The sequence below is a fragment of the Cytobacillus purgationiresistens genome (assembly GCF_030813235.1).
Lineage (GTDB): Bacteria > Bacillota > Bacilli > Bacillales > Cytobacillaceae > Cytobacillus > Cytobacillus purgationiresistens.
The window spans coordinates 86494-104128 of record NZ_JAUSUB010000003.1; the positions used below are offsets into that span (position 1 = coordinate 86494).

Here is a 17635-nt window from a genome sequence, read left to right on the forward strand (position 1 = left end):
AAAGTAAAGATTTACAAAATTTTCAGCCACGGGCAATGGTAAGTGAAGAAACCTTCTTAGCTCCGGCTTCTATTAAAAGCTTGGCAGCGTTCCTTAATGTCGAGCCAGTCGTGTAAATATCGTCGATAAGGACAAGGCTTTTCTCTTGGATGACGGCTCTTTCCACAAGCTGAAAAACTTGCGGTAAATGAATTCTTTCGGCCCGTGATTTTTTCGATTGCTTTTCGGTATGAATCCTTGTTAATACAGAAAGCGACTGTTCACCTAAAGCTGTGATTATTGCCTCTGATTGATTAAATCCTCTTTCATATTGCCGTTCGGTGCTTAAGGGAATAGCTACGAGGAAGTCATATTCAATGGTTAATAGGCTTCCCTTCATCATTTCGGCAATCGGGTAGGCGAGAATATAGTCGCCGCGATATTTGAACCGGGCGATGACTTCCTTGCAGAAATCATTATATTCAACGATTGAATGGTTCCTTGTCAGGCAGTCAGCCCATACCGCATCCTTTTCCCAACGAATGCAATCAAAGCAAGTATCCCCGTCTTCCTCGGACATCGGCCGATCACATCGCTTGCATGTATGCCCATTAATTCTCTCCCATTTTGCTTGGCATACATCGCATAAGTATCTTGGCTTTTCTTTTAAGAAGAGCGCGCTCCATCCCAGTAACGGCAGCAATTCAGCATGGCAAATGAGACAATTAATCGTCAATCAGCCCTTTCTTTTTCGCTTCAATATTCATGTTCACAATTTGCTTTCTTGCCCGGACCATCGCTCTGGTTTTTCCATAGTGAAAAAAAGTAATGGTTCCCGTTGGAGCTTCTGCTTTTCTGCCTACCCGACCTGCGATTTGCACCAGGGCGCTTTCAGTGAAAATCCGATTTTCCGCACCTAGAACAGCCACATCAATGTTAGGTAAAGTCACACCTCGTTCTAGAATCGTTGTTGTGAGAAGGATGAGTATTTCCTTCTTTCTCATCGACAGTACTTTTTCCTTGCGGGCAGGGTCTTCCGCATGAACAGCGGCAACCTTTGGATGGAGGGTTTGCACAATTGGCAGGATTTTTTTCATGTTCGAGATTTTCGGCAGAAAAAGGAGGGTTTGTTTGTCAGCATCGATGCGTTCCTTCAGCCACCTTTTTACGCTTGAAGGAAGGACATTCTTATTAATCGCTTTTTCCCAGTTGCCGCACCAGGTGAATCCCGGTACAGGCAGGCTGCTTCGATGAAACCTTGCCGGAATGGTAACGTATGCCCTTTTTCCTATTCGGCATTCACCTTGCCATTGTTCACTTGGTGTCGCTGTGAGATAGATGATAGAAGATGTCGGCTTGCGTGCTTGCTGAACCGCATATTGCAGCGTTTCATCATTTGAATAGGGAAAAGCATCGACCTCGTCGACAATCAAACTGTCGAAGGCCTGGTAAAAACGAAATAATTGGTGTGTAGTCGCAATTGTAAGTTGTGCATGCAGATGCCGATCTTCGCTTCCTCCATACAGCGCGGCGATTGGGATGGTCGGGAAAGCTTTTTTGAAGCGTGGGGCGAGCTCGAGTACAACATCCGTTCTTGGTGTGGCGATGCATACTCTTTTTCCTTGTCTGATTGCCTCATTGATACCGGCAAATAACACTTCTGTTTTGCCCGCACCACAGACGGCCCAAACAAGAAAATTCTTATTTTCCATGATGGCTTGTGTGACTTCATTTGAAGCCTTTTTTTGTCCTGCAGAGAGCTGACCGTCCCATTGTAAAGGGGAATCGATTGTTTCAGGCGGGATAATTGGTCCGGCCCAGGATAAAAGCGGCGTGCAGCTGGATACCCTGCCCATCATCAAACAATTTCGGCAGTAAGTGCATGCCTCTTCTTGACAACGAGCACATGGGAATTGTGCAAATAATGATGGATTAGTATTGCCGCAACGTCTGCAGACTGGTTTGTTTTTTTCAAATGCGATAGATTTACGGTATTGAAGATAACCATTTTCATAGTGTTCTTGGATAAGTTCATAGGGATGTGTGAGGTCGTCATGAAGCAGCTGTTTGCCTTGGAGAAGTGTTTGCAGGTCTTCGTTGATGGGATATTGCGTGTTCATTTGAGGCTGCGGGATGCTTGGTGCATTTGATAGGATGAAGGACTGGGCGGTTTTTTCATAAACGGGGTGTAATCGGTTGTTTTTTACGATAAAGCGCATATAACTTCCTTTCTAAAACAATGCCATTTCGCAGGAAAAACGAAATGGCTTGAATGTCTTTATTTTTTCACCCAGCCAAGGCCCATGGACCCCTCACCAAGATGTGTTCCAGTCACAGGACCAAAATAGCTGATCGAAAATTCTACATTTGGATAAATCGCTTCAAGCTCTTCTTTCCATTTGATCGCTTCATCTTCACGCTTAGCATGAATGATGGATGCGAGAAAGGGTTCGCCACTTTTGGCATCTTCACCAAGCAAGTCAACAATTCGCTTCATTGCTTTTTTACGTGTGCGGATCTTCTCAAACGGAACAATGAGCTTATTTTCAAAATGAAGCAATGGCTTCACTTGAAGTAGGCTGCCTATGATGGCTTGCGCGCTAGATAATCTGCCTCCGCGTTGAAGATTGGAAAGATCGTCCACCATAAAGTAGGCACGGATGGATTTCTTCATTTCATCTAACTGCGCCATGATTTCGTCAGGAGCCTTTCCTTCTGCAGCCATTTCTGCCGCTTTCAATACATAAAAGCCCTGGACCATGCAGCTGATTTCCGAATCAAATGGATAGACTTCAATTCCTTCTACCATATTGCCTGCAGACACAGCTCCTTGGAAGGTGCCACTAATTCCGCTTGAAATATGGATGGAAATGACCGCATCATACTCGGTTGCCAGCTTTTCAAATAGCTCGACAAATTCACCAACAGAAGGTTGTGAAGTTGTCGGCAATTGCCTATGCTTCACTTCTTCATAAAATTGGTCAGCAGTAATATCGACTTCTTCCTTATACGTCTCATTTCCAAAAATAACGCTCAAAGGGATCATATGTATATTAAGATTCTCTCGTATTTCTTTAGGGATATAAGAGGTACTATCTGTTAAAACGGCCGTTTTCATAAATAGAGTTGCTCCTTCTCTTTTTTCTCTACTATATGTCTTGTAACCATTTTATATGAAAGTGGTGGAAATTGCATTAAGTTTACGGTGGAATCATTACTTTATTTGTTGAGGTGAAGTTGGTGAATGGTAGCGTTTGGATTTGGTTGTTCCTGTGGTGGGGAGGTTTAAGGACTTGAGTAGATACTTAGCGATATGTTCAGAGTGAATTTGAAAAAAATCACGGAACTGCTTATTAGAAATAGGAAGATTATTATTAAGAAGGAAATAATCAGTTATCGCTTGCTTGTGAGCCTGTTTCTCACTTTGTTTACAAAGCAGGCATTGCCAATAGCCACTAAAATATCTCATTGTATATTGATTACATTTAACACAGTATACCCCTCTTATTATTTCAGCAGATGCAATCTTGAAATAGCTTAAAATATCGAATGATTCATCGACATGTTCTCTTAAAATGGTTCTTGTGAGCTTTTTCAATTCTTTCTGTGTAGTCACTGCATTTTTACAGTATCTCATGATGGTTTGGATTTTGGAAGTAAGATACTGTGAATGGATTACGTTATGCAGCATTTTGGAGTTCTCTGCGTTTATGATTGTGGTTGGTTTGCTGATGATTACGAGGGTTTCTATCGGAAGGGTGATTTTTCTTTTATTTAGCCAAATAAGCAGTTCATTCTTTTGTTGCCTCACTTGCTCTATTGGATTTAAATAGCCTTTCTTTTCTCCATTTGGTAGAGTTTGAATACATTGATTTAAAACTGGATCAAAATAGATCGTCCCAGCAAAGTTTTTCACTTCCAAAATAAGTGCTGTTTGTGCAGATAGAATCAGTGTATCCATTTGAAAATAATACTTTCCATTGGATAGACGTACATTATGAAAAATGTAGAAATCATCCGGTGATAGTTTACTGAGATAGAAGTCTATTGCTTGTTCACCTCTATGTCCAGCTCTTCTTTTTAATAGTTCTTCTTTGATTAGATGTCTTTTAGGATGATTCTGAGCAATTCTCTTTAAAAGCACCTCCATTTTTACTACTTTTATAGGAATTGTCCGTTCTTTTGCAATCAATCATCTTCCCTCCTTAAATATATTAACGTTTAGTTCGACTTTTAATTTGTTAATTCCTTCTATTAAGAGGGTGGATTGAGGGAATCCGGAAGTTTTTTTATTAATCCGGCGAAAAAGGCAAATAATTCGGCGAGCCTGTAACTTAATCCGACAAATCCGAATGAGAATCCGACGAAAACCACACACAATCCGGCACATTACCTTAATTATCCAAAATATGAACCACAACATCCTCGAATTTTGTCGAAATTTGGAGGTGACAGGCACCTCCAATTAGTCATCTTCCACAAAGCTCTTAAGCGCAGCCAGTTTATCGTCCCAATAGGTTTCGAAGAAGGTTAGCCAGTCTTTTATTTCTACAAGTGGTTCTGGCAGGAGTTTGTACCGAGTTTCTCTCCCCACCTTTTGACTGCTAACGAGACCTGCATCAAAAAGAACATGAAGATGTTTGTTAACAGCAGTTCGTGTGATTGGGAAATTATCTGTGATTGCAGCAATCGGCATTTCTTGATCAGCAAGCAGTTTTAACATTTTACGGCGAGTTGGATCTGCGATGGCATGAAAAACATCATGCTTGGTTGCAGCTGGAATCCCCATTCTATGCCTCTACATACTTCACTAGCTGCCCTTTGACGATGCCTTCCCATCCACCATTCATAATTCCACGTATGACAGAATGAGGCTTGCCAAACTCCGTCACTTTGGATTCATCCCAACCTGCATGAATCAATGTGAATTGTGTTTTCGATGCTTCAAGCTCGATTAATTCAAAAGTTAGTTGCCAATCTTTTCCCCAACTAAAGCTAACAAGCTTCATTGGCTCAATGTCAGTCACTTTGCAAGGTGAGTCACCAAAATGACCTGCATGAAGAATAAACTCTTTGCCCACAATAGGTTCAAATGTATTGGGCATCCACCAAGCCGCAATCCCCTCCGATGTCGCCACCGCTTTCCACACTTTTTCAATTGGAGCATTCAGTATAACCGACTTGCGAATTTCTTGAATTTCCATAACCATACCTCCTCAAATGATTGAACTTTAAAAGTATAATTAGATTATAACACCCAAAGGTGTCACTTTGCAAAACTTTGTCGAAATATGGAGGTGACAGGCACCCATAACCATTTCGACATCTCTTCCACCACAAAAAAAACACGCACAGTACACCAATGTGTTCTGTGCGTGCTATATATTCAGGTTCACTGCATGTTTATGGGTTTGACCTGTGTTAGCGTACTTCAACCCAGCCATTTTTGATTGCGACGACGACGGCTTGTGTACGGTCGTTGACGTTCATTTTTTGCAGGATATTACTTACATGGTTTTTAACGGTTTTTTCACTGATATATAAAGCTTCACCGATTCCGCGGTTGCTCTTTCCGTCAGCTAGAAGCTGAAGGACTTCACATTCACGGCGTGTAAGAAGGTGTAGTGGGCGACGGATTTCTACTTGTCCGTAAGCACCCGTAGTACCTGTCCCTTCTGAAGCCAAACGACGATATTCGTTTACAAGATTATGTGTAACTTTCGGATGCAGGTATGATCCGCCATCAGCTACAACTTTAACTGCTTCAACTAGCGCATCTGCATCCATTTCTTTTAATAGATACCCGCTTGCACCTGTTTTTAATGCATGTGTTACATAGTTTTCATCATCATGGATAGATAGGATGATAACTTTTGAGTCTGGATATTTTTCAACTAGCAGGCGAGTTGCTTCCACGCCGTTTGTAGTTGGCATATTAATATCCATAATAATGACATCTGGCTGATGTTCCTCAACGATGCCGATTGCTTCACTGCCATCGTCACCTTCAGCAACTACTTCAAAGGACTTTTCAAAATCTAAAATTCGTTTAACCCCTTCTCTAAACAATTGGTGGTCATCAATTATGACAATCTTTGTATTCAAGTACTTCGCCTCCCAAATCTCCGGTTAATTATTCTCTCTTTCTACTCTGCTGCATTATGTTTATCATGATGTAGGAACAGCCGCCAATGGGCTCTTTACAGGAACTTGTTAAAAATTAAGTGGTATTTGGATAATCACAATCGTCCCTTTTCCAATCTTTGAATCAATGGAAAGCTGTCCTTCAAGAAGTTCTACTCTTTCTCTCATACCGATGATACCGAATGATTGGGCCTTCTTTTCATTAATATTAAAGCCTTTGCCATCATCTTTTATGACAACAGCCACCCTCATCCTGTTAATTTCTAACTTTACCATAATTTCACTAGACTCTGCATGCTTGATTGCATTTTGAACAGCTTCTTGTATGAGACGGAACAGCGCAACTTCATATTGGCTAGGCAGCCTAACTTCCTTACCTATATTATTAAATTCAATTTTTGTCCGCTTATGATATTCTTCGGTTGTTTGCAGGTATTTCTTTAGTGTCGGAACCAAGCCTAAATCATCAAGAGCCATCGGGCGCAAATCATAAATGATTCTCCGTACTTCATACAGTGCACTTCTAACCATTTTCTTCAAGTTCTTAATTTCCGTAATGGCATCTTCTGTACCACGCTCTTTATATACACGTTCAATTAAATCGGAACGCATCATGACATTTGCCATCATTTGAGCGGGGCCATCATGAATTTCACGGGACAGTCGTTTACGCTCTTCTTCCTGCGCTTCGATGATTTTTAAGCCAAATTCCTGCTTCATCTTCGCATCTTCCAGCATTTCTCCCATTTGTTTAATGTCGCTCATCAAATAATTCATAACGACGGTAATTTGAGAAATGAGATGCTCTGCTCGTTCAATCGTATCACTTACCCCAACAAGACGTCTTTCGATATCGTCCCGACGATCCCTCAGCTGCTTTTCTAATTGTCTGTTCATCGACAAATCCATTTGCAGCTGATGCGCCTTCTCATACGCGTCTCGAACTTGGGCCTCAGTGTAATCCTTAAAATGCATACTGACTTCAGATAGGCGCTTCCTGGCAAATCGTGTTTGACCCTCCAGGCGATCTCCTTCATCGATGACTTTAATGACCATATGCTTGACGTCTTTTAATTCCTCCGTCAGCGTCTCATAGTCTTTGCGGCATTGTTCACCAATACGAAAGATTTCATTTTTGCTTGTTCCTACTGTCTCAATCATTTTTCCAACAATCAAATCAAGCGCTTTTGTATCAAACTTTTTTATACTCATTCGCATTCCTCCAAGGGAAAAACCCCTTTAGCTGCTATTCCTTATTTTACCTTGAAAAGAGCTGTTATACTATGTTCCATTGCAGAAAAATATACCAATCACGCTAAAATTCGATAAATAGTCTTAGACTTGAAATCTCCTTCAGTGTCTTATATCCTATTTTTATATTAAAAAAAATCTTGGTTTCCATCGAAAAAGGTCATTTTCATGAGTAATACCCATTATAACATGTGAAATATACGACAATATTAAAGTTTCTTTACAAACTGTTAATAATGATGTTGTTCCGATAAATGTCGAATTATAATGAAAGAAGCAGAAAAATAAAGAGAGGAGCGGTATTGTTGCTGCCCCATTACTTAACAGTACAAGGTTACGGAGAACATGAAATCAACATCCAGAGATCCAGATTCATCGCCTATGTTTCCAGAGCGGAGACGGAAGAAGAGGCCCAAGCCTTCATTCAAAAGATGAAAAAGCAGAACTGGGACGCGACGCATAACTGCTCTGCCTATCTCATTGGCGAGAATGATCACATCCAAAAAGCAAATGATGACGGGGAGCCCAGTGGGACAGCAGGAGTACCCATCCTCGAAGTATTAAAGAAGAAGCAATTAAAAGATACGGTTGTGGTGATTACAAGGTATTTCGGCGGCATCAAGTTAGGTGCCGGGGGTCTTATTCGCGCATATGGAAAAGCCACTTCCGAAGGGATTCGCACAACAGGTATTGTAGAACGACAATTAATGCGAGTGATGCATACGAAAGTTGATTACACCTTTCTTGGAAAGCTCGAAAATGAACTTCGCTCTTCCGTCTACACGATTAAGGATATCCACTATTCTGATCTCGTTGAAATTGAGACCTATACAAAAGAAGATGAATCAGATACATTTAGTGAATGGATGGTAGAACTGACAAACGGACAAGCCACCATTAGCCAAGGCGACACACTCTACCTAGAATCGACAAAAAAATAGATTACATTTTACGAATGCTCTAATAAATTGTAAAATAAATATTAACTATGTTAACGAAACGATGTTCAACATTCACAATATTAAAAGGAGAAATCTGATGTCTCATGATAGACGTACTATGACTAAACAAAAGCGCAAATCAAAAAAGAGAAGAAGAATATTTACTTGGATTTTATTACCGATGATGGTCCTCTTACTCAGTGCTACTGCATATGGCGCTTATTTATTTAATAAAGCCGAAACAGCCATGAACGGTTCTTATAACCCGCTGGACCGCGAGTCAAAAAGAACAACAGCTGTCCAACCAGACATTGATAATATCTCATTACTCATTATCGGAGTCGATGACAGCAGTAAAAGGGGCTTTAGCACATCATCCCGTTCAGATGCACTTATGGTCGCGACTTTTAACAAAAAAGCAAAGTCTATTAAGCTTTTAAGCATCCCGAGAGATTCATACGTTCATATCCCAAAACTAGGCTACCAGGATAAAATCACACATGCGCATGCAAATGGTGGTCCTATCACAACGATTGAGACTGTTGAAGAAATGCTGGACATGCCCATTGACTTCTATGTAAAAGTTAATTTTGATGCATTTATCGAAATTATTGATGCATTAGACGGCATCGATATTGAAGTGCCTTACGCATTTTCTGAACAAGATTCAAATGATGTACCTAACGCTATTAATCTTGAAGCTGGCTACCAAACATTAGATGGTGAAGAAGCATTAGCCTTGGCCAGAACGCGTAAAATGGACAGCGATGTATTCCGTGGCAAAAGGCAGCAGGAAATCATCAAAGCCATAGTGAAAAGAGCTGCTTCATTCGGATCCGTTTCCAAATATGGGAATGTAATCGAAGCGGTAGGAAACAATATGGAGACCGATCTTTCCTTCGATCAAATGAAAGCATTTATCGACTATGCATCCGCAGGAACATCTCTCAATATCGAAAACTTGAATATTGACGGTCAGGACCTCTATTTACCAAATGCTAATGGTAATAATGTCTACTACTATCAAATAGATGAAGTGAGCCTAAGTGGAGTAAGTAATGAGTTAAAAAGACATCTAGAGCTCGGCACAACCAATGTTGGCCAAAGTGAAAATTATCAGGACGAGGCACAAGTAGAAGAGCCTAATACTGAATATTAAAAGTAAAGAAAAGCACACTCAACAGAGCGTGCTTTTCTTTTTCTATATACAATCTTTGCATCCTTTTATTCTCTCAATTTCCCTACTAATCTTAAAGATTCGCAAAAAAAGAAGCCAACAAAAATTGTTAGCTTCCTAGGTATTCCCTTTACCTTTCAACCGTTTCAATAGCGGCTGATAATCTTTTCCGAGCAAACCGATGATTTCTGCGAAAAGCTCAAGCAGGAGGAGAACGACACCAATCAGTAAGAGCGCGCCCCATATTTTGGCTTGAGAAAAGATGATCGCGACCAAACCGAAACTTGCCGCAATTGCATAAATGAGCAATACTGTTTGTCTATGTGTAAAGCCTGCATTTAATAAACAATGATGCAGATGCGACTTATCCGGTGCTGAAATCGGTTGTTTATTTAAGATTCGTCTGAATATTGCAAAGAACGTATCAGAGAGCGGCACACCGAGGATCAGAACAGGGATGATAAAGGAAATCATCGTAACGTTCTTAAAGCCTAATAAAGCGAGCACTGCAATCATATAACCTAGAAAAAGCGCCCCGGTATCCCCCATAAATATCTTAGCTGGGTGAAAATTAAAAATTAAAAATCCCAGAGTAGCAACGAGCAGCAATGATGCGACGGCAATGACATACGTATTACCCATGAATACGGCCATTCCCGCAATCGTAAATAGGGCGATCGATGAAACACCGGCTGCAAGGCCATCAAGACCATCAATGAGGTTAATCGCGTTTGTCACACCAACAATCCATAAAATAGTAATCGGGATCGTAAAATAACCAAAGTTGATCTCGCCTTCACCAAATGGACTATTGATGAAGTCTACCTGAACCCCGCCCCAAAGGACAACAACAAGCGCCGCAGCAATCTGGACTACAAACTTTAATTTTGCCGGGAGATCAAAAATGTCATCGAGCATACCAAGAACAATGATAATGAGGCCACCAACCATAATTGGCCAGTGATGATCTTGGCTTGGCTGAAAAATTAATATCCCTATAAGAAAGCTCAAATAGATCGCTAATCCGCCTAAACGAGGCATGACCTTTTCATGAACTTTCCTATTGTTAGGCTTATCGGTTGCTCCTACTTTGAAGGCTAGCTTTTTCACTAACGGTGTTAGAAGAACGGAGCATATAAAACATAATATTAAGGTCAAATAAATCATAAAGACCCTCCCTATGAATAGAATGCCCCTTTCTCACACACGGAATCAGGCATATTTTACAAAAAAATTTTACACGTACGTATACATAATGTCCCCATTATATCACACAAGCTGCTATTACGTTTGTATCTTTTTCGACAAAAACTGTAATATTTCACACCCATTTTTTGTAAGCTTTTATCACATTTTCACGAAAATGCTCGACTGTGAATAAGGCGGAAGCGCGCTCATATAAGCGTTCACCTTTTTCAGCCAACTCTCCAGTGGCCTGTTGCTCAATCGCTTCCACTAAAGCGACCGTCAGTGCGAAATGATCCTTAACAGGGATTACCCAGCCAAATTCCTGGGAAGGGATGAGGTCCCTTACCCCGCCTACATCGGTGGTGATAATCGCATTTTTCGCTCTCGCTGCTTCAAGCAACACAAGGGGAAAGCTTTCACTATATGAAGTAAGAAGCTTAAGATCAGAGATTTGCAAAAGTGCATCTACATCCTTCCGATAACCTAGAAAGGACACTTGATCTGTCAATTCCAGCTCTTCGACCCGCTTTTTCAGCTCCCATTCCAAGAAGCCATCGCCAATCAATAAAAGTTTTACATGCGGATAGTCTGTGACAATTTCCTTTAACGCCATTAACGCTGTCGTATGACCTTTAACTGGAGTCAACCTCGCAACCATTGCAATTACAAAATCCTTCTCAGACAAATTCAGATCACTTCTTTTTACTATCGTAGACGGCTCTCTTTTTGAAAAATCAATGCCATTAAAAATGGTGGTGACTTTATTCTCCTGAACGCCTTGCGAAACCAACATATCCTTAAAACGGTTAGAAATGGCAAAATAGTAATCCGGTCGCTTTAACGCCCAAAGGTGAAGCTGCGTAAAAAATCGGCCTTTTAAACCTTTTTGTAAAAAATCGTCGTGGGGGTTACTGTGAACAGTTGTGATCCAAGAGCACTCCCGATGCTTTTGCTTCAAGAAATAACCAAAACAATTGGCCCTTGCCCCGTGAGTATGGAGCATGGTCACTTTTTCTTCCTTAATAAAATCAATGATTTTATAAACAACTGAAAAATCCCAACGTCTTTTTGTTTGAAATAGATGTACTTTAATTCCCCGTTTTACTGCTTCTTCAAACATCGGACCAGATTCAAAAACTCCTAAAATAAATGTGGTTGGGTCAAGGGTCTCCAATAGATCCAAAATATGGAACATCCCTCCACCTGTTTCGTTTCCAGCATTTAAATGAAGCACCTTCATGGTAACCCATCCTTTGTATTGTCATAATATTAGACGGTGCACCGTCATGAAAGGTTGCAAGCAACTGCAATTATTTTTTTACTTTGTTTTCATTACCTCGATGACAAACTTTGGCAAGGCCATCATCCTTTTCCAGCGTGATGGCTGCTTCAACAAACGGTAAAACCACTCCAGCTTAAGCCTTTGCCAAAATTGTGGTGCCCTTTTTACTTCTCCTGCAATTACATCAATACTCCCGCCGACACCAATGAACACCCCTTTTGAAAAAGAAGCAATGTTCTCGGCTATCCATTTTTCCTGACGCGGAAAACCGAGTGCAACTAGAATCAGGTCAGGATTTAAAGAGGCGATTTCCTCTTTAAGCACAGAATCATTCCAATCAAAATAGCCATCATGCCTGCCGACTAAATTCATTAAAGGGTAATCTGCCTTCATCCGATCAGCTGCTCTTTTATTTACTTCTTCCCTTCCACCAAGCAGATATACATTCCACCCTTTAGCATTTGCCTTTTGTAAAAGCGAAATGGTCAAGTCGTAGCCTGTAATTCTTTCCTTTAATGGCTGCTTAAGCATATTCGCAGCGAGCAAAATACCATTCCCATCAGGAACGACATAATCTGCCGATTGAACGTATCCTTTATAATCCGCATCTTCCTTTGCATGCATGACAATTTCCGGATTGGCTGTGACAACAAAAGATTTTTCCCCTTTGTTTATATGGTTGGCAATTTTCTCCTCCATATCACTAAAACTTGTATTGATAAAAGATATATCTAATATTTCCACGTGTTTATTCATTATTTCAACCTCGTTTTATCTTGTCCAGATTTACAATACCATGTTTTTACATAAAATTGAATTAAAAATTGGTAATTTTGAATAGAAGGACCTATTATATAATAGTGTATCCTAAAAGAGAATCTGGAGCGTTTTATGAAAAATTACGTTTTAAAAGCAGCAGGTACAATTACACTAATTGCCATTGTGAGTAAGATATTAGGGTTTGGCCGCGAGCTTCTGATGGCGTCTTATTTTGGGACATCGATCACTTCAGATGCTTATTTTGTTGCCTCGATTATCCCTGTTCTTCTTTTTACAGCGGTAGGCATGGCAATTACAACCGGAATGGTACCGCTCTATGCAGAAGCGAAGAAAAAAGGTAAAGAGGAAGCAAGCGAGATCATTAGTGTGTTATCGACCCTGTTCCTGATTGGTGCTGTGGTCATTACCGTCATATGTTTTTTTCTAACACCATTCATTACTAAACTGATGGCTCCTGGCTTCAGTGACGAGCAGCTGCAGCTGACAAATATGTTAACAATGATTATGCTGCCAAGCTTTTGTTTCTATGTTTTATCTGCGGTCACAACTGGCATACTGGAATATGAGAAGACATTTGCACCTCCTGCATTTGGTGCAATTCCGCAAAATTTATTAATTATATTTGCTATTATTTTTTTAACTAACTTTTACGGTATTTATGGAATTGCCGTTGCCACTTTATTAGGGGCAATCAGTCAATTTTTCGTCCAATATCCTTTTATCAGAAAATACAAAGTGCTTAAACTTAATTTCAACTTTAAGGCTCATAAAAAATTATTTAAAAATACTTTTTTAGCGCTCTCACCCATTATTATTGCATCGATTGCGTATCAATTGAATGCAGTCGTAGATCGGATGATTGCTTCCGGATTGCAAGCGGGAAGCGTCTCCGCATTAAACTATGCGAATAAATTAATGTTTCTGCCTTTAAGCATCGTACTGCTTTCATTCATAACCGTTCTTTTCCCATCTATTGTCGATGCAGCAGCGGAAAAGAGCAAGCATTTTGTACGGCATGTATTTCAAGGATTAAGTGTAATTGCTCTTATTGGCATTCCTATCACCATTGTCATGCTTGTGGAGAGTCAAACACTGGTTGACCTTGCTTACAAGCGGGGTGCTTTTGATGATGATGCTTCACTCCTGACAACAACCGCTTTCTTCTTCTATACATTCGGCATGATATTTATCGCGCTAAAAGAGTTTCTCAATCGCTGCTTCATTGCGATTCAGGCAACAAAGGTAACCATGTATGCAAGTATCGCGTCAATAGTAGTGAATATTATTTTAAGCATTATACTATCCCCCTATTTGGGCGTAGGCGGCATTGCTTTAGCCACCTCAATCGCAATGGGCTTGCAAACGATCTTTTTGTTTATGTATTTACCGAAAAAAGCTGAAATAGAAAAACAGGAAATGACCAATTTCCTTTGGAGTATCGGAAGGCTACTGCTGCTATTCGTTATTGGATATGCCCTTCTGTTTATGGCAAAATCATTATTTGAAGGCATCCATCCGATCCTTTCATTTCTATTATCATCAGCCATAGCATTTACTTTCACAGCCATCGGTGCATCAATATTAAAAATACCTGAAATGCAATGGTTAACCACCTTCATTTCATCCAAAATTCGGAGGAAGAAACATGGATAATGTCATGATTACCACCTCAGCTGGTGATTGGGAAGGCGTTCAGCATCGCCCGCACCACTTTATGAGACGGGCTGCCGGATCCGGACACACCGTCATTTATATTGAACCGCCAGTCAGCTTGCTCGGGCCGCTCAAGAACAAACAGCTCGTACAAAACTGGCGTCGGTGGAAAAACGGGCTCCAGCAAATCGATAAACACTTATACGTATTAAGTCCGCCGCCCATCTTGCCATTCGGCAATAAAATCCGCATGGTGAATCGGCTCAATCAAAGATGGATTGCCAAGGAAGTTAAAAAGGCAATGAAACAAATTGGCGCCCAGCAGGCTGAACTTTATTCATTCTTGCCAAACTCCATCGATATGACTAAGCACATTTCATTTTCGCGTATTTATTATGACTGCGTTGATGACCATGCTGCTTTCACTGGTCTGATTGATCCCAAACTCGTCAGTGCAATGGAGCAGGAGCTCATGGAAAAAGCGCATGTCTGTTTTGCCACTGCTCGCCAATTATTAGAGGATCGACAAGAATGGGCATCCGATTTTCACCTTGTGCAAAATGGGGCGGAATATGAGCATTTTGCAAGGGTTCAAACTGAGACCCTGCTCACACCTCATGACATCGCAAATATCCCTAAACCAATCATCGGTTTCGTCGGCGGAGTTAGCGATTGGATCGATTTAGACCTGATAGCTGAAGCAGCCAGGAAACTTGCCGATTGCTCATTTGTGATGATAGGTCCAGTTGATACATCCATAGATCATTTCAAGTCATTGAAAAATGTTCACTTCTTAGGGAGTAAACCATATAAGAATCTGCCAAATTATATTCAATCGTTTGATGCCTGCTTAATCCCGTTTCGCATGAATAAGCTGACGAAAAGCGTGAATCCGATTAAGATGTACGAATATTTATCTGCAGGCAAGCCCGTTATATCCACACCACTTCCTGAAGTCGTTCACTATAAGGACGTCATTGACATCGTTACAGATGCGGACGAGCTCGTTAAAGTGATGAGAGGGCTGATTGAAGATCCTGAGATCATGAACGCTTCGGAGAAAATCTCTCAGAGACAGTCAGTGGGGAAAGAAAATTCCTGGGATGCAAGATGGCAGAGGGTTGAGGAAATGATAAAATCCCAAGCGCAGTGAGCGCTTGGGATTTTATTTTATTCCACTTTATATTCGTTGCTTTCAGCCAGGCGCGTATCTTCACTGTCGTATATCTTCAGCTGCACCTTCTTCACAGCTTCCTTATCCGGTACAAAAGCAACCATCTCATTTTCATTAATAAATGTATAATCGGCCGCTTGATTATTAATATAAACCTGTGAACTGGTCGTAAAATAACTGCCCTTTAGCAATAATGCCTGCCTTCCCTTATATACCGTCCGTTCAACTTGATCGATCTGCGGATCACCCAAGCCCAGCCGATACTGCTTGTTTTCAGCCAGCTGCAGGTCTGCTAATGCAAGACCTTGTCTCCCGCCAGATAATAAATCATATTGCAGCAACTCATAGGTTTCCCGTTCGTCTGTTGTGAGCCCTCCAAACTTTTCAAAATCAGTCCTTAACAGCAAAGATTGATCTTTCTTCCTCAATTCATTCAAATAATCCGTTAAATAGTAGCCCTGCAAGCCAGCCTTCTCCAAAAGATAAGCACCTAGAAATGGACTGCTCATTTGCAGCTCCTCTTTTTCATTCTGAAGAGGGTCCCACACTAGGAGCGGTGTTGAATACATTTTCATATAGTCATCATATTCCTGATCAGATTGAAAATAGCCTGCTTCTTTATATACCTGATAATCATCACCCAATAGTGGTAAATGGTCGCCAAAGAAAACAACAATACTATCCTCGCCCATCTCCGCAAGCTCTGTTACAAGCCGCTTCAGCTCCTTATCTACCTCCACAAGATTATCCGCATAGAACTCTAAGATATTTTTCGCATCTGCAGTCAATGCGCCTTCTTTGCGCTGTGCCTCCATCGTGGCATAGAACTTCTTCGCATCTGTTCGATAAGGACCATGATTCTGCATCGTTATCGCATAAATAAATTGCGGGTCTTCACTACCCTTTACTTTTTTAAGAATTTCATCGGTGATTTCATTATCGCGATAATACATCATGTCCTGCACTGGATTCGGGAAAAATTCAAGACTGACGAAATGGTCAAAGCCAAGCCAGCGATAGGCAGTATTTCGCTCATAAAACCAATTGTGATAGGTATGGTAAACGCTTGTTTCATAACCCTGCATTTTCAATAGCTGCGGCAATGCAGGCAAAGGCTTGCTTATATGGCTTTTATAAGCAATAGCTCCTGCGGGAAGAAACTGCTGACTCATGCCCGTTAACACCTCAAATTCCGTATTGGCTGTTGAGCCCCCATAAACAGGCACATGAAGCATGCCAGAAGAATATTGATCAGCCAGCCCATGGAAGTTTGGCAGTGGATCTTGATTATATTCAACCTGACTCATGACTGTCGGATCCCAAAACGCCTCACTCATCACCATAATAATATGAGGCTTTCGATTAGAGGCAGCCTCTGTTGGCTGCCATTCTTTTAATAAGCTTGCAAAGCCGTCTTCAGAATATCCTTCAGGGGGTTCTGACTTCACCCCTGATATGTTTCTTATAAAACTGACAACCACTCCATTCTCATGATAATTTTCTTTTTCACTTGCAGGGTGATTCCCATGTGAAAAGTCGACTAAAATGAGCAATAAGAGGAGAAAAAACGAGATTGCCGGTATAATATAGTGCCATTTTGTTCTTCGGCCTTTACCCAAACTCCTAAAAATGAAGATCAATACACCCATGGCCAAAATGACTCCTGCAACAGCAAAAAGCCATGTCCACCAAGACATCGCTGAAAAGAACTGCAGCATATTCTTTGCTTCACCGACCATAAGCAGATCAATCGGTAACAGCGGGTCGCCACGCAGCCGCTCCTTTGTATAACTGGCAAATGCCAAGACTGAAAATAATATCAGTACGAAGCTTGTACCAACAAAGAATCCTCTCTGTTTCATGACAAAAAGGACCCCGAAGCCAAATAAAAAAAGGCTAAATAGATAGAAAGCTTGAGTCGGATAGCGGGCAACCCAGCCAAACATCGCAAACAGACTTCCTCTATGGATAGATTCAACCACCATAACCGCCATGGCTGCCATCGCAAAAGTCCACAAAACACACTTGATAAAGCCCCTTCTATCCATCATTAGCCTTCTTCCTGT

The 17635-nt window shown here is 41.0% G+C and carries 16 protein-coding genes; 4 read left to right on the top strand and 12 right to left on the bottom strand.

Annotation, left to right across the window (positions count from 1 at the left end; translation table 11 throughout):
- Nucleotides 1-22 precede the first annotated feature (22 nt).
- The 8 genes from J2S17_RS04660 to J2S17_RS04695 form a co-directional block, all read right to left on the bottom strand.
- Nucleotides 23-715, bottom strand: a complete 693-nt coding sequence (locus tag J2S17_RS04660) for a ComFC family protein (RefSeq protein WP_307472396.1) — start codon at nucleotides 713-715, stop codon at nucleotides 23-25.
- Complete coding sequence (locus tag J2S17_RS04665; protein ID WP_307472397.1) at nucleotides 705-2198, bottom strand: ATP-dependent helicase ComFA; 1494 nt, start codon at nucleotides 2196-2198, stop codon at nucleotides 705-707. Before J2S17_RS04665 ends, J2S17_RS04660 begins: the two co-directional genes overlap by 11 nt.
- A gap of 59 nt (nucleotides 2199-2257) precedes the next feature.
- Nucleotides 2258-3097: a DegV family protein gene (locus J2S17_RS04670; protein WP_307472398.1), complete on the bottom strand. Its 840-nt coding sequence runs from the start codon at nucleotides 3095-3097 to the stop codon at nucleotides 2258-2260.
- A gap of 96 nt (nucleotides 3098-3193) precedes the next feature.
- Entirely contained in the window at nucleotides 3194-4171 is a 978-nt protein-coding gene (locus J2S17_RS04675; protein ID WP_307472400.1) for a nuclease-related domain-containing protein, read from the bottom strand.
- Between the two features lie 273 nt (nucleotides 4172-4444).
- Entirely contained in the window at nucleotides 4445-4768 is a 324-nt protein-coding gene (locus J2S17_RS04680; RefSeq protein ID WP_307472402.1) for an ArsR/SmtB family transcription factor, read from the bottom strand.
- 1 nt (nucleotide 4769) lies between these two features.
- Nucleotides 4770-5183, bottom strand: coding sequence for an SRPBCC family protein (locus tag J2S17_RS04685; protein ID WP_307472404.1), 414 nt, complete (start codon nucleotides 5181-5183; stop codon nucleotides 4770-4772).
- Between the two features lie 217 nt (nucleotides 5184-5400).
- A complete protein-coding gene (locus tag J2S17_RS04690) occupies nucleotides 5401-6084 on the bottom strand; it encodes a response regulator (RefSeq protein WP_307472406.1) in 684 nt (227 codons plus the stop codon).
- Nucleotides 6085-6192: 108 nt separating this feature from the next.
- Nucleotides 6193-7335, bottom strand: coding sequence for a sensor histidine kinase (locus tag J2S17_RS04695; RefSeq protein ID WP_307472408.1), 1143 nt, complete (start codon nucleotides 7333-7335; stop codon nucleotides 6193-6195).
- A 344-nt stretch (nucleotides 7336-7679) separates the two neighbouring features.
- Between J2S17_RS04695 and J2S17_RS04700 the strand changes: the two genes are divergently transcribed.
- Both J2S17_RS04700 and J2S17_RS04705 read left to right on the top strand, forming a co-directional pair.
- Nucleotides 7680-8315 carry a YigZ family protein gene (locus J2S17_RS04700; RefSeq protein ID WP_307472741.1) on the top strand — a complete coding sequence of 212 codons (636 nt, stop codon included), beginning with the start codon at nucleotides 7680-7682 and terminating at the stop codon, nucleotides 8313-8315.
- Between the two features lie 97 nt (nucleotides 8316-8412).
- Nucleotides 8413-9474: an LCP family protein gene (locus J2S17_RS04705; protein ID WP_307472410.1), complete on the top strand. Its 1062-nt coding sequence runs from the start codon at nucleotides 8413-8415 to the stop codon at nucleotides 9472-9474.
- Nucleotides 9475-9609: 135 nt separating this feature from the next.
- Here J2S17_RS04705 and J2S17_RS04710 read toward each other — a convergent pair whose 3' ends face one another.
- From J2S17_RS04710 to J2S17_RS04720, 3 genes are all read right to left on the bottom strand, one after another.
- Nucleotides 9610-10659, bottom strand: coding sequence for an MraY family glycosyltransferase (locus tag J2S17_RS04710; RefSeq protein ID WP_307472412.1), 1050 nt, complete (start codon nucleotides 10657-10659; stop codon nucleotides 9610-9612).
- A 154-nt stretch (nucleotides 10660-10813) separates the two neighbouring features.
- Nucleotides 10814-11920 carry a glycosyltransferase gene (locus J2S17_RS04715; RefSeq protein ID WP_307472414.1) on the bottom strand — a complete coding sequence of 369 codons (1107 nt, stop codon included), beginning with the start codon at nucleotides 11918-11920 and terminating at the stop codon, nucleotides 10814-10816.
- A gap of 78 nt (nucleotides 11921-11998) precedes the next feature.
- The gene (locus tag J2S17_RS04720; protein WP_307472416.1) at nucleotides 11999-12718 is read right to left on the bottom strand and encodes a WecB/TagA/CpsF family glycosyltransferase; all 720 of its coding nucleotides are present in this window, start codon (nucleotides 12716-12718) and stop codon (nucleotides 11999-12001) included.
- Nucleotides 12719-12853: 135 nt separating this feature from the next.
- Between J2S17_RS04720 and murJ the strand changes: the two genes are divergently transcribed.
- On the top strand, nucleotides 12854-14395 hold the full coding sequence (gene murJ, locus J2S17_RS04725) for a murein biosynthesis integral membrane protein MurJ (protein WP_307472418.1): 1542 nt from the start codon (nucleotides 12854-12856) through the stop codon (nucleotides 14393-14395).
- Nucleotides 14388-15548, top strand: a complete 1161-nt coding sequence (locus tag J2S17_RS04730) for a glycosyltransferase (protein WP_307472420.1) — start codon at nucleotides 14388-14390, stop codon at nucleotides 15546-15548. Before murJ ends, J2S17_RS04730 begins: the two co-directional genes overlap by 8 nt.
- A gap of 17 nt (nucleotides 15549-15565) precedes the next feature.
- Here the strand turns inward: J2S17_RS04730 and J2S17_RS04735 are convergent, their stop codons facing one another.
- A complete protein-coding gene (locus J2S17_RS04735; protein WP_307472422.1) occupies nucleotides 15566-17620 on the bottom strand; it encodes an LTA synthase family protein in 2055 nt (684 codons plus the stop codon).
- Nucleotides 17621-17635 lie beyond the last annotated feature (15 nt).